Raw genomic sequence first — 13,382 nt, forward strand, 5'->3', positions numbered from 1 at the left:
CTTTCATTACATAGGAGCATTACCATGGAACGGATTACGGTCAGTCTTGGTGAACGTAGCTATCCTATCTCTATCGGTGCCGGATTATTTAATGATCCGGCCCTGCTTTCTTTTCTGGATTCAAAACAAAGCGTTGTTGTCATTACCAATACAACCGTTGCCCCCTTGTATGCTGAAAAAATTGACGCATTATTGGCTCAGACGGGGTGTAAACATTCTTTGCTTCAGCTACCTGATGGCGAAAAGTACAAGTCATTAGAAACATTCAATACGGTGATGACCTATCTTATTGAAAATAATTACGGCCGTGATGTTGTGATTATGGCTTTAGGTGGTGGTGTCATCGGTGATTTGGTCGGATTTGCTGCGGCATGCTATCAGAGAGGGGTCGATTTTATTCAGATACCGACCACATTATTGTCACAGGTAGATTCATCCGTTGGAGGTAAAACGGCGGTTAATCACCCACTTGGCAAAAATATGATTGGGGCATTTTATCAGCCAAAATCGGTTATCATTGATACGAATTGTCTGTCGACCTTGCCGGAACGTGAGTTTGCAGCGGGAATGGCAGAAGTTATCAAATATGGCATCATTTATGACTATGACTTTTTTGTCTGGCTGGAAGACAATTTGGATGCGCTTTATGAACATGATGAAGATGCACTGAAGTATGCGATAGCCCGTTGTTGCCAGATAAAGGCTGAGGTGGTTGCTCAGGATGAGAAAGAATCCGGTATCAGGGCTCTTTTGAATTTGGGGCATACGTATGGACATGCGATAGAAGCTGAGCTTGGCTATGGTAACTGGTTGCATGGTGAAGCGGTTGCATCCGGTACGGTAATGGCGGCTAAAACTGCCTGTCTCCAGGGAATGATGTCGAAAACGCAAGTCGATAGAATAATCACTATACTGAAAAGAGCTAAGCTGCCTGTACATACACCGGATACCATGTCATTTGATGATTTCATCAGGCATATGATGAGAGACAAAAAAGTGTTGGCAGGTCAATTGCGTCTGGTTTTACCGGTTGGTTTAGGTAAAGCTGATGTGGTTAAAAATGTTCCGGAGTCCGTTCTCAGGGAGGCGATTGATTCCTGCAGAAAACGCTAATAACCTGTTCGAATAATCTGCTTTTTACAGACAGAAGGACGTTATCATGAGCTCAGCAAATTCATTGCGGGTACTGGAGTTAGAATCTCAGGGTGAAGTACTGGAGCGTCTTCAGTTGCTTTCAAATTTTGGCTCTAGTCTGATAACGGTTACCGGTTCTCCCGGAGCAGGAAAAACCTGGATAGCCCAGCGATATCTTGAAGCCTGGGCTGACGAGAAAAATCAGGCTTTGCTGATGTGTTTCCCTAATCAGGACAATGAGCAGCGTCGTTCTACCATATTGTCACAGATTTCATCTCAGTCCTATTTTGACCCATCGGCGTCGCTGGCGGAAAGTCTTTCCGATTTTTACCATGCAGACCGTTGTAATATTGTTATTGTGGTTGACGATGCTCAGCTTCTTTCTGAAACACTGATCTCTGAATTATGGATGTTAGTTTTGGAAGCTCAGTCCCGGCCGGAATGGTCTATTAACGTTATTTTATTTTCTCTTCCTAATCTTCTTGATACTCTTTTAACTCGCTTAAGTTATGGTCAGGAACATAAACCTGTTGATGTTGAAATCGAAGTGTTGTCTGATGATGATGCAGATCGTTTCTTTGAATTTTACGTCATGCGTTATGTCGAACCGGATATGGAGAAGCGGGTTCGTCATGCTTACAATAAGGTGAAGAAAACGCCAGGGGATATTATGGCTTTAGGAGAGCAGAAAATGGAAAAGCGTGTCGTTATTCGTTCAATTATTGGCTCGCCTGTTAACATTACCATCATTATTGTTCTTTTACTTGTGTTGATTGGTGGTGGGTATTACTGGATGCTGAAAGATGGGTTACCGGAACCTGAATCAGTTACAGGTAAAGCAGGCTCAGAAGAACAGGCTAAGAGTTCGGTATTGCCTGATACCGTGCAGGAAAATGTCCAGGCACTGAAAAATAAGTTAAAAGAATCGAATGGTTCAGAGTCTGAGTTGATGAAAAAAGCAGTGAAAGACGGTGCAAAGAACGATTCGTATGCTCTTCCTCCGGCAGTCACCAGCACGGTTGAGCGGGTTGGTGTGGAAGACAGTAACAGGAAACGAGTGGTGATCAGTTCAGATGTGGTTGATGCGCTGATGGATGGTGAAAAGAGTCCTGAGAAAAAAGTACTAACACCAGGTGATGTACCGCCGAGTGAACCTGTCCGAATTGAGTCTCCTGAGCTGACTAACCCGGCTGATGATGCCGTTTCTTCAGAGAAAAAAGAGCCCGATCAGCAACAACAAGCCCCGGATATCACATTCTCTTTTGCCCGTGATAAGTTGCTGGCGATGCCAGACCGGAGTTACACATTGCAGTTGGGTGCTTTTAATACCCTCCAGGAAACAGAGAAATTTATCAAGCAGTATCAGTTACAGGGACAAAATAAAGTATATGTTTATCCGACCTTTAGAGATGGTGAAAAATGGATCATTGTGACTTATGATGAATTTCCGACGATTCAGTTAGCCAGAGACGCTGTTGACACGCTTTCCCCTGAGTTACAAAGGCTTGGTCCGTGGGCTAAATCGTTACGTCAGGTCCACCGGGAAGTCGATCGTGCGAAATAAACCTGAGCTCAACAGGAAAATATGATACATTCCGCTACCTTGTGTGTTTGGTGAATAAGAATCAGAGCAGTCGATGAAGAAGCAGCGTGCCTTTTTAAAATGGGCGGGTGGAAAATATAGCTTAGTTGAAGATATAAAGAGACACCTTCCGGCTGCTGAGGTTTTAGTGGAGCCGTTTGTCGGCGCTGGCTCTATCTTCTTAAATGCGGACTATGAGCGCTATATTCTGGCCGATATTAATCCGGATCTGATCAATCTTTATAATTTATTAAAAACAGATCCGGTTATGTATATTTCTGAGGCCAGACGTTGGTTTATACCAGACAATAACCGTAAAGATTTTTACTTATCTACCCGCAAAGCGTTTAATGAATCGGATGATATTCTCTTCCGTTCACTGGCTTTCCTGTATATGAACCGGTTCGGGTTTAACGGTTTATGTCGTTATAATAAGAAAGGTGGGTTTAACGTGCCCTTTGGGTCCTATAAAAAACCCTATTTCCCTGAAGCTGAACTGGAATTTTTTGCTGAAAAAGCAAAAAAAGCGGAGTTTGTCTGTGTTAATTACCGGGATTCTTTTGCGATGGCTCCGCAAGGGGCTGTCATTTACTGCGATCCTCCTTATGCTCCATTATCGACGACCGCTAACTTTACCTCCTATGCCGGTGGTGGTTTTTCTCTTGACGATCAGGCCCGGTTGGCGGATGTCGCGGAAAAAACTGCGTTAGAAAGAGATATTCCGGTATTGATTTCTAATCATGATACGGCGCTAACCCGGCGTCTTTACCACGGTGCAAAACTAAATGTGGTGAAAGTCAAAAGGACGATCAGCCGTAATGGGGCCGGGCGGAATAAAGTGGATGAACTGCTTGCGTTATTTTCGCCTTCTGAGTGATTTTATTGACCTAAAGATTAGCAGGCTCTAGGAACCCGGCAACCCCTTAGGTACAATAGTCGTTCTGTGCCAGAGTGTTTCTAAAACGGTGAAACTAGTTATGACTGATTTTCTTATTGCTCCTTCAATTTTATCTGCGGATATGGCCCGACTTGGTGAAGACGTTGAAAAAGTGTTGGAAGCCGGAGCGGATGTGGTTCATTTTGATGTAATGGATAACCATTATGTGCCTAATCTGACGTTTGGTGCGCCTATCTGTAAAGCGCTTCGGGATTATGGGATTACGGCACCCATTGATGTTCACCTGATGGTAAAGCCTGTTGACAGAATTATTCCGGATTTTGCTAAGGCCGGTGCAACAATGATTACGTTCCATGTTGAAGCGTCAGAACATATTGATCGGACACTTCAGCTTATCAAATCTCATGGTTGTCAGGCTGGCGTCGTTCTAAACCCGGCAACGCCATTGAGTTGTCTGGATTATATTATGGATAAAGTGGATCTGATCCTTTTGATGTCGGTGAACCCCGGTTTTGGTGGTCAGTCGTTTATTCCCCATACTCTGGATAAATTAAAAGCGGTAAAACAGCGCATCAAAGCATCAGGCCGGACTATTCGTCTGGAAATTGATGGTGGTGTAAAAGTCGATAATATCAGAGAAATTGCAGAAGCGGGTGCGGATATGTTTGTTGCGGGGTCAGCGATCTTTGGTCATCCGGACTACAGAGAAGTGATTTCAGCGATGCGTGAAGAGTTGTCAAACATCTCTGCTGATTAACTTAAAAACAAAGTCTTTCATTCTTTCTATAGACATTTTCTGTCCGGGCTTGATAGCATCAAAGGATGCATCAAGCCCTTTTTATTGGGCGCTAAATACAGAGAAAAATTCACAATGTCATTAAAGCGATTAAAACTGGTTGTGTTTGATTTGGATGGCACGATCATTGATAGTGTTCCGGACCTTGCCGTTGCTGCAGATCTAGCTGCTAAAGAGCTTGGATTCCCAGGGGTCAAAGAAGAACAGGCCCGTGATTATGTGGGGAATGGAGCGGATATTCTTATAGCCCGGGTGCTGAGTCAGAGTTTACAGATTGATCCGAATCTTTCTGCTGAATTACGAAAAGAAGCCCGGCATTTGTTTGATGATTTCTATGAGGCGACAGGGCATAAACGCAGCCAGCTTTATGACGGCGTACAAGAAACGGTTAAGCAGCTATTTGAGGCCGGGTACAAGCTGGCTGTAGTAACCAACAAACCGTCCCGTTTTGTTCCGGAAATTTTACAACAGCATGGACTGATAGACTATTTCAGCGATATTATCGGAGGTGACTGCTTTGAAACCCGAAAACCGGATCCCATCGCTCTGAACTGGTTACTGGATAAGTATCAGCTAACTGCAGAGCAGATGCTTATGGTGGGCGATTCGAAGAACGATATTTTGGCTGCAAAAAATGCCGGATGTGAATCTTTCGGATTGACCTACGGTTATAATCATGGAGAGCCGCTTGAGTTATCAAAGCCAACTTATATTACCGATAACTTTAGTGATTTACTCAAAGTCGTACTTAAATAACGTGAAAAACCGGTATTGACTCTAGTAATATACTCGTGAATGAGTACACTTCTGTTTTCACAATATTAAATTGTGAACTCGACCTTTTATTGTTTTTATATGTAGCAAGGAAATCATACAAATGAGCAAGCCCATCGTATTTAGTGGCGTTCAACCTTCCGGTGAACTAAGTATTGGTAACTACCTGGGTGCTCTACGTCAATGGCATCAAATGCAAGACGATTATGATTGTCAGTATTGTGTTGTGGATCTGCATGCGATTACCGTCAGGCAGGATCCGAAAGCCTTATATGAAGCAACATTAGATGCACTGGCAATTTGTCTGGCTGTTGGAGTAGATCCGCAGAAAAGTACGTTATTTGTTCAGTCCCACGTACCGGCACATGCTCAACTTGGCTGGCTTCTAAACTGTTACACCCAAATGGGTGAACTGAACCGGATGACTCAGTTTAAAGACAAATCTCAGCGTTACGCTAATGATGTGAATGCCGGATTATTTGATTACCCTGTTCTTATGGCCGCGGATATTCTGCTTTATGGTGCAAATCAGGTACCTGTTGGTAGTGATCAGAAACAGCACCTGGAATTAGCGCGTGATATCGCTATTCGCTTTAATAATATTTATAGCCCTGAATCACCTGTTTTTACCGTACCGGAGCCTTACATCCCAACGGTCAATGCTCGGGTTATGAGCCTTCAGGATGCGACGAAGAAAATGTCAAAGTCTGATGATAATCGTAAGAATGTGATAACGTTACTGGAAGATCCTAAGTCGATTATCAAGAAGATTAATAAAGCTCAGACCGATACGGAAACGCCTCCCCGTATTGCTTATGATATCGAATCAAAAGCCGGGATTTCGAACCTGATGGGGCTGTACTCTGCGGCAACCGGAATGTCTTTCGAAGAAATCGAAGCGCAGTACAAAGGTGTTGAAATGTATGGTCCGTTCAAGAAAGACGTCGGAGCCGCACTGGTTGCTATGCTTGAACCCATTCAGTCTGAATATCATCGTATTCGGGCGGATAAAGCTTATCTGGAAAATGTTATGAAGACCGGTGCAGAGAAAGCATCAGCCAGAGCGTCAGTTACGTTGAAAAAAGCATTTGAAGCTGTTGGTTTTGTCGCAAGACCATAATTGAAGCTGTCTCAAATAGAAGAAACCTCTGAACCGTTTCGTTTTCAGAGGTTTTTTTATTCTTTTCCTCGTGTTCCATCTGGTTGTTTCCCCTGTCAAATTTCTATCCTAAAGCGCCATTCCGGTATTTTCTTTTTGTTCACTCAGGTGAATGTATGGTGCTATATGCACCCTTGTGTTTAAGTTTTTTCAGTTTCTTTGATTTCTGCCAGCTTATTAAGAAAATTAACAATAATTTATAGATGGTCAGGAATGCACCTTAATGCTGAACAAGGATATAATAATTTGGCGTTCATTCATTGATAGAGGAAATTATGAGTGCAAGAAATCAACTATTATTGTCTACTGGTGCACTTATCGTATTAATTGTGGCCGTTTTATCTGTTTTAGGGTACAACCAGATTCATAAATCTTCGACATATGCTTTTCGGCATAATCTCGCTGATGAATCTTCTCTTGTTGCTAAAGCCGTTGAAGGAAAAGTGAACAGTTATTTCACGGCGTTAGAGAGTTTGTCTTCTGCTTTGGATGCAGAGCAGGGGAAAATTGTGATTAATGAGAAAGTCATAAACTATCTTGTCAGCCATAAAAAACGAATGAATGTGTTGAATTTTTTCATCGGTTTTTCCGATGGTACAACTTATGATGCAGCTAACCATGGCGTCATTCCGGGATTTAATGCTAAGCAAAAACAGCGTGAGTGGTACATGGAAGGAATGGCCGGTAATGATCGGATCGTCACCAAGCCATTTCTGGCGACCACCGGGGATCTGACAATGGTGATGGGAGTGCCATTTAAAGAAAATGGTAAGGTCATTGCGGTTATCTGTTTAAGTTTAAAAATGAGTGATATCACTGACTATATCAATGGATTATCAGAAAAACGGAACGTTTTTGTTGCCCGTAAAGATGGTTTCCTGATGGCTGCCAGCTCTTCTGATTTGGTTGGTAAGAACCTGTTTGAACTTCATCCTTCTTACCGCCAGTATGCCACAGAGAAGAAAAGTGAGCATACCTATGATGTGCCCGGGAAAGGGGAGTTTGATGTTCTTTCAACTAAAATACCATCGCTTGATTGGACTGTATGGGCCTGGGCTTCCTGGGATGATATTAATGCAACGTCTGTCGCCACAGTGAAAAACAATATGATATCCGGTTTGATTTTTATCATTCTGGGGATTGCCGTGGTGTATTACTTGATCACAACATTGATGTACAAACCCATTGGGGGAGAACCGGTTGAAATTGAAAAACTGGTTAACCGGATTGCCAGTGGTGATTTATCGGATATTCCAGCATTGGATGAAAAAAGCATTGGTGTTTACCGTTCCACGTTAGTGATGGGCACTCAGTTTAAAGAAATTATTTCAAACATTAATGTCTTAACCGAACAATTGCTGCATGTTTCTAGCCAGTTAGGCGATTCGTCTTTTAAAGTTGACGGATCGTCGAAAGAGCAGATGATGCAGCTGGAGCAGGTCGCAACGGCGATGAATGAAATGGCAGCAACTGTTGCCGAAGTCGCTAAAAATGCGGTTGAAGCATCCAATTCGTCTGATGATGCCAATGATTCCTCACAGCAGGGATTGGACGTTGTGAGTCAGATGAATCAGGAAATTTCTCACCTGGTTAGCGATATTGGTAATGTTGAAGAAGAAATATCCAGTGTGAAAGCGGAAACTGAAAATGTCGGTAGTATCCTGGATGTGATTCATGGCATTGCGGATCAGACGAATCTGTTGGCTTTAAATGCGGCGATTGAAGCGGCAAGGGCTGGTGAACATGGGCGTGGATTTGCAGTAGTCGCGGATGAAGTCCGGACCCTGGCAACTAAAACGCAGAACAGCACGAACGAAATTCAGTCTATGATTGAAGCGCTTCAGGAAAAAGCATCGCATTCTGTGACGTTGATGAATAAGAGTACTTCCAGTGCTGAAAAAACGTTAGAGAAGTCTGCTGAGGCCAGTTATGCGCTGGAACAGATTGAACAGAAAATTAGTATCATCAAAGATATGAATAATCAGATAGCAACCGCTGCTGAGGAACAATCCAGTGTTGCTGCTGACATTAATGAAAATGTGGTCAGTGTGAATGATCTGGCTGCCAACACCGTAAGTGATGTTCAGGAGAATGTTCATACTGCTGAAGAGCTCAATGAAATGGCGAATAGCCTGAGAGATGTGGTGAAAAAATTTCGCGTATAACTTCAGTTCTTAAGGGCTATTATAAAGGGAGAGCGGTTAACGGCGTTCTCCCTTTATTTTATGGCTGGTAACGAATGGCTATATGAAGCCGGAGCTGTGATTTCTTTTGCCTTTTCTGTTGATGTTGCTAACCGGAGTAAGGCAGAATATTGTTTTTGTTTTTTAGTGGCTTTGCTGTTCTTATGTTGTTAATTATTGATAATTATGATTCTTTTACCTACAACCTTTATCAGTACTTTTGTGAACTGAATGTCAGGGTGACGGTAATTCGAAATGATGACATTGATATCACCGGCATTGAACAGCTAAAGCCTTCTCACCTTGTTATTTCCCCCGGTCCATGTACACCCAATGAAGCGGGTATTTCGCTTGAGGCGATTAAATATTTTTCCGGTAAGATGCCTATTTTGGGGGTCTGTCTCGGGCATCAGTCCATCGCTCAGTCGTTTGGTGCCAGTGTGGTTCGGGCCAGACAAGTCATGCATGGGAAAACATCTCCGGTTGTTCATACGAATGAAGGCTTGTTCAAAGGGTTAAAAAATCCATTAACCGTGACCCGTTACCATTCTCTGGTCGTGGCTCCCGATACTTTGCCTGATTGCTTTAATATTACCGCCTGGACTGAAAAGGAGGATGGAACCCTGGACGAAATCATGGGATTTCAGCATAAACGGCTACCCTTGGATGCGGTTCAGTTTCATCCGGAATCAATAAAAACAGAACAGGGACATGAATTACTGGCTAATTTTTTGTCCAGATGACTTTTTATTCTTTTTGCTTGTTTCGCTTTATAGTGCAGTTTTATTTTAAAATTATAGATTATTTTAAAATTTTTCTGAAAAAATACTTAATAAAATAGCATTTTTAATGCATAAATAATCATGTAGAGTATGATGGTCTATGTTTTTCCTTCCGGAAACCGATGATTAGGAAAAGCAAATATGACTAAGCGTAAAATATTCGTTTAATTTCATGCCTGTACATATTGATATTTATATTCGATGATAAATGTAATGGCAATGAAGAAAGAATATAAAACGAATATGAATAATTCAACGGGAAGGAGAGAGTAATGTCGACGGATCAATCAGTAGAACGTAGCTTATTTGATGACGTAATGGTTCCTTGCTATAGCCCGATGGAAATGATCCCGGTTAAAGGGCAGGGGTCCAGGCTATGGGATCAGGGTGGAAATGAATATATCGATTTTGCCGGGGGCATTGCCGTAAGCTGTCTTGGACACTGTCATCCTGTTATGGTGGATGCTTTGACAAAACAGGCGAATAAGATCTGGCACCTGAGTAATGTGATGACAAATGAGCCTGCACTGCGTTTAGCCAAAAAGTTAACCGAGTTGAGTTTTGCCGAGAAAGTGTTTTTTGCGAACTCCGGAGCTGAAGCCAACGAAGCGGCTTTAAAACTGGCTCGTCGCTGGGCGGCTGACAATTATGGCAACGAGAAAACAGAAGTGATTGCTTTTTATCAGGGATTCCATGGCAGGACTTTCTTTACGGTGAGTGTCGGTGGTCAGGCTAGTTACTCTGATGGCTTTGGGCCAAAACCCGGCGATATTACCCATTTGCCTTATAATGATGTTGAAGCGCTGAAAGCACATATTTCAGATAAAACCTGTGCAGTTATGATGGAACCCTTGCAGGGGGAAGGCGGAATTATTACACCAACCGATGAATTCGCTAAAACGGTCCGGGAGCTTTGTGATAAACATAATGCGTTATTAATTTTTGATGAAGTTCAGACGGGTAATGGCCGTACCGGGGACTTTTATGCCTATCAGGGACTGGGGATTACTCCTGATATTCTGAGCACGGCTAAATCTTTGGGTGGTGGTATTCCCATTGGCGCTATGCTGACAACTACTAAGCTTGCACAACACTTTAAAGTTGGTGTACACGGATCGACTTATGGCGGTAATCCGTTAGCCTGTGCCGTTGCAGAGGCAGTGATTGGTGAAATCAGTAAACCATCCGTACTTGATGGAATTAAGGAAAGAGAATCGATTTTCCGGGAATGCTTGACTAGACTTAATGAAAAGTACCATGTTTTCAGTGAGATTCGCGGTAAGGGTTTGTTGCTTGGTGCTGTGATGAGTGAAAAATATGAGGGTAAGGCCCGCGACATTCTTGTTGCAGCAGGTAAACAAGGTCTGCTTGTTTTAGTTGCCGGTGCTAATGTCGTTCGTTTTACTCCATCTCTTGTCATCAGTAAGGAAGACATTCAGGAAGGATTTGCCCGGCTTGAGAAAGCGATCGCTGAATTTGTCGCATAAATTTATCCGATAAAACCGGAGGGAAAATCTCTCCGGCTTTTTCTAAGGGAGGATCCGTCTATGTTGGTTGTTCGTCCCATTACCATGTCTGATTTTGCTGCCCTTCACCGTTGTGCAATAGATTCCGGCCATGGATTTACCTCTCTTCCCGTCAATGAAGAATTGCTTACCCGTCGTATTCAACATTCGGAATGCAGTTTTGCAAAGCAGAATGTGACTGCTCCGGATGATGAAGGGTATCTGATGGTTGCTGTTGACTCAAAAACGGATCAGATTGTGGGTACGACGGCTATTGAGGCGGCCGTGGGATGGGATAAGCCTTTTTATTCTTATCATATAAGTACTCATGTCCACACTTCTCAACGCCTGGGCGTTAACAAAGTGGTTAAGCTTCTTACCTTAGATAATAACTATACCGGTTGTAGCGAACTTTGTACTCTGTTTCTTCAACCGGATTACCGTGAAGGTCTGAATGGCCGTTTTCTGTCAAAATGCCGTTTGCTCATGCTTGCACAGCACCCTGAACGGTTTGCTGAAACGGTGATTGCTGAAATGAGGGGCGTGTCGGATGAGAATGGGAATTCACCATTCTGGAAGTGGTTACAGAAGCATTTTTTCGATATTGATTTTACGCTGGCCGATTATTTAAGCGGGATTGGCAATAAAGGATTTATTGCTGATCTTATGCCTAAAATGCCGATTTATGTAAACCTTCTGAGTGAAGAGGCTCAGGCTGTCATTGGTGAAGTTCATGAGTTTACCAAGCCTGCGTTGGTATTACTGGAGAAAGAAGGCTTTACCTGCCGTAATTACGTTGACATTTTTGATGCAGGTCCCACCGTTGAATGTGATTTGAAGAATATTGAATCCGTTCGTCATTCTTATTTGCTTAAGGTCTATATTTCAGATAGTCATCAGAAAAAGAAATCTCCGTTATTTGTTGCCAATACGTCTTTTGAATTCTTTCGGGCGGTACTGGTAGACAGTGATTATGATCTGGATGCGGGCTATATAGTGGTAACACAGGAGGCAGCGGATGCTCTTTTGGTTCAGGATGGTGATTTGGTTCGGGTGCTGGTTCAGGCTGGCTAGGGAGACAACATGTCGTTATACATTTCGGGTAAATGGCTGGACGGAGACGGTGAGTCGTTCACCTCGTTAGCACCTTATTCCCGGCAGTTGGTATGGAAAGGTGGGTGTGCAACGACAGAACAGGTAGAAGAAGCCGTGAGTGCGGCACGTAACGCTTTTGTTATTTGGAAAAAAGTTCCATATGAAAAGCGCGCCGCCATTATTTCCCGGTTCGCTGAGATAGTGAAAGAACATAGTGATGAACTTGCCGGTGTTATAGCAGAAGAAACCGGAAAGCCACTTTGGGAAGCAAAAACGGAAGCCGCTTCTGTTGCCGGGAAAATCGCGTTATCTGTAGATGCTTATCATCAGAGAACCGGACAAAAAAATCATGAGAATAATGGTGTTCAGGTAACATTGAGTCACCGTCCAATTGGTGTGATGGCAGTGTTCGGAGCTTATAATTTTCCCTGCCATTTACCAAACGGCCATATTGTTCCAGCTCTGCTGGCCGGGAATACTATCGTTTTTAAACCATCGGAACTCACACCTTACAGCGGTGAGCTAATGATAAAACTCTGGCATTTGGCTGGTGTTCCGGAGGGCGTGATCAATCTCGTTCAGGGAGGAAAGAACACTGGTATGGCCTTGTCTCAGGCCAGAGATATTGATGGTCTTTTGTTTACCGGCAGTGCGGATACCGGTCATTTAATTCATCAACAGTTCGGGGGATGTCCGGAAAAAATGCTGGCATTGGAAATGGGAGGAAATAACCCTTTAATAGTGTCTGAACATAGTGGCAAAGCGATGGAGGCCATTACTTATCAAATTATTCAGTCAGCGTTTGTCAGTGGTGGGCAACGTTGTACCTGCGCAAGACGTCTGTTTGTTCCTGACAGCGAATATGGCGATGAGTTGATAGAACGGCTTTGTGATGCTATTCAGCGCATTGTCATTGATGAACCGTTTGCCAGTCCACAACCATTTATGGGGGCGCTGATATCAGAAAATGCGGCGGATCAGCTGGAGCAGGCTCAGAAACATTTGTTATCCATTGGTGGTAAAGCTCTGGTGTTAGGAAAAAGAGGAGATTTCGCTTTCTTTTCTCCGGCATTAATTGATGTTACGGATATTGCGATGTTACCGGATGAGGAATATTTCGGCCCTTTGTTACAGGTAATTCGATACGATAAGCTTTTGCATGCCATTGAAATGGCTAATAACACCCGTTTTGGCCTTGCCGCCGGGCTGATTTCTGAATCGGATCAGGAATGGGAACTGTTTCTGGATTATATCCGGGCAGGTATTGTAAACCGGAACCGGCCATTGACCGGGGCAAGTGGCAGTGCACCATTTGGCGGGCCGGGTGCTTCCGGAAATTTCAGACCAGGTGCTTTTTATGCTGCCGATTATTGTGCTTATCCAATGGCTTCCATGGCCAGTCGGTCAGTGATACTTCCGGAGATCCTGTCCCCCGGCCTTGGTTTTTTCCAATCTTAAGCGCTGCGTTAAGGAG

The 13,382-nt window shown here is 43.4% G+C and carries 11 protein-coding genes; all 11 read left to right on the forward strand.

Features of this window, described 5'->3' with window-relative positions:
* Nucleotides 1-24 precede the first annotated feature (24 nt).
* Nucleotides 25-1,113 (forward strand): 3-dehydroquinate synthase, encoded by a 1,089-nt coding sequence (gene aroB, locus LRQ06_RS08720; RefSeq protein ID WP_232765981.1) that lies wholly within the window; start codon nucleotides 25-27, stop codon nucleotides 1,111-1,113.
* 46 nt (nucleotides 1,114-1,159) lie between these two features.
* Complete coding sequence (locus LRQ06_RS08725) at nucleotides 1,160-2,698, forward strand: AAA family ATPase (protein ID WP_232765982.1); 1,539 nt, start codon at nucleotides 1,160-1,162, stop codon at nucleotides 2,696-2,698.
* Nucleotides 2,699-2,771: 73 nt separating this feature from the next.
* Nucleotides 2,772-3,593 carry a Dam family site-specific DNA-(adenine-N6)-methyltransferase gene (locus tag LRQ06_RS08730; RefSeq protein WP_232765983.1) on the forward strand — a complete coding sequence of 274 codons (822 nt, stop codon included), beginning with the start codon at nucleotides 2,772-2,774 and terminating at the stop codon, nucleotides 3,591-3,593.
* Between the two features lie 100 nt (nucleotides 3,594-3,693).
* Complete coding sequence (rpe, locus tag LRQ06_RS08735) at nucleotides 3,694-4,371, forward strand: ribulose-phosphate 3-epimerase (protein WP_232765984.1); 678 nt, start codon at nucleotides 3,694-3,696, stop codon at nucleotides 4,369-4,371.
* A gap of 114 nt (nucleotides 4,372-4,485) precedes the next feature.
* Nucleotides 4,486-5,166, forward strand: coding sequence for a phosphoglycolate phosphatase (locus LRQ06_RS08740; protein WP_232765985.1), 681 nt, complete (start codon nucleotides 4,486-4,488; stop codon nucleotides 5,164-5,166).
* A 121-nt stretch (nucleotides 5,167-5,287) separates the two neighbouring features.
* The gene (gene trpS / locus LRQ06_RS08745) at nucleotides 5,288-6,304 is read left to right on the forward strand and encodes a tryptophan--tRNA ligase (RefSeq protein WP_232765986.1); all 1,017 of its coding nucleotides are present in this window, start codon (nucleotides 5,288-5,290) and stop codon (nucleotides 6,302-6,304) included.
* Between the two features lie 314 nt (nucleotides 6,305-6,618).
* Nucleotides 6,619-8,508 carry a methyl-accepting chemotaxis protein gene (locus LRQ06_RS08750; protein ID WP_232765987.1) on the forward strand — a complete coding sequence of 630 codons (1,890 nt, stop codon included), beginning with the start codon at nucleotides 6,619-6,621 and terminating at the stop codon, nucleotides 8,506-8,508.
* Between the two features lie 182 nt (nucleotides 8,509-8,690).
* The gene (locus LRQ06_RS08755) at nucleotides 8,691-9,269 is read left to right on the forward strand and encodes an aminodeoxychorismate/anthranilate synthase component II (protein WP_232767121.1); all 579 of its coding nucleotides are present in this window, start codon (nucleotides 8,691-8,693) and stop codon (nucleotides 9,267-9,269) included.
* Between the two features lie 311 nt (nucleotides 9,270-9,580).
* Complete coding sequence (locus LRQ06_RS08760; RefSeq protein ID WP_232765988.1) at nucleotides 9,581-10,795, forward strand: aspartate aminotransferase family protein; 1,215 nt, start codon at nucleotides 9,581-9,583, stop codon at nucleotides 10,793-10,795.
* 60 nt (nucleotides 10,796-10,855) lie between these two features.
* On the forward strand, nucleotides 10,856-11,887 hold the full coding sequence (astA, locus tag LRQ06_RS08765) for an arginine N-succinyltransferase (protein ID WP_232765989.1): 1,032 nt from the start codon (nucleotides 10,856-10,858) through the stop codon (nucleotides 11,885-11,887).
* A gap of 9 nt (nucleotides 11,888-11,896) precedes the next feature.
* A complete protein-coding gene (gene astD, locus LRQ06_RS08770; protein WP_232765990.1) occupies nucleotides 11,897-13,366 on the forward strand; it encodes a succinylglutamate-semialdehyde dehydrogenase in 1,470 nt (489 codons plus the stop codon).
* Nucleotides 13,367-13,382: the final 16 nt, after the last annotated feature.

The organism is Vibrio salinus (genome assembly GCF_021272385.1).
GTDB classification, from domain to species: domain Bacteria; phylum Pseudomonadota; class Gammaproteobacteria; order Enterobacterales; family Vibrionaceae; genus Vibrio; species Vibrio salinus.

Bases quoted from the DNA above. Each gene is read 5' to 3' on its own strand.
- aroB (WP_232765981.1), top strand. From the start codon at position 25: ATGGAACGGATTACGGTCAGTCTTGGTGAACGTAGCTATCCTATCTCT.
- LRQ06_RS08725 (WP_232765982.1), top strand. From the start codon at position 1,160: ATGAGCTCAGCAAATTCATTGCGGGTACTGGAGTTAGAATCTCAGGGT.
- LRQ06_RS08730 (WP_232765983.1), top strand. From the start codon at position 2,772: ATGAAGAAGCAGCGTGCCTTTTTAAAATGGGCGGGTGGAAAATATAGC.
- rpe (WP_232765984.1), top strand. From the start codon at position 3,694: ATGACTGATTTTCTTATTGCTCCTTCAATTTTATCTGCGGATATGGCC.
- LRQ06_RS08740 (WP_232765985.1), top strand. From the start codon at position 4,486: ATGTCATTAAAGCGATTAAAACTGGTTGTGTTTGATTTGGATGGCACG.
- trpS (WP_232765986.1), top strand. From the start codon at position 5,288: ATGAGCAAGCCCATCGTATTTAGTGGCGTTCAACCTTCCGGTGAACTA.
- LRQ06_RS08750 (WP_232765987.1), top strand. From the start codon at position 6,619: ATGAGTGCAAGAAATCAACTATTATTGTCTACTGGTGCACTTATCGTA.
- LRQ06_RS08755 (WP_232767121.1), top strand. From the start codon at position 8,691: ATGTTGTTAATTATTGATAATTATGATTCTTTTACCTACAACCTTTAT.
- LRQ06_RS08760 (WP_232765988.1), top strand. From the start codon at position 9,581: ATGTCGACGGATCAATCAGTAGAACGTAGCTTATTTGATGACGTAATG.
- astA (WP_232765989.1), top strand. From the start codon at position 10,856: ATGTTGGTTGTTCGTCCCATTACCATGTCTGATTTTGCTGCCCTTCAC.
- astD (WP_232765990.1), top strand. From the start codon at position 11,897: ATGTCGTTATACATTTCGGGTAAATGGCTGGACGGAGACGGTGAGTCG.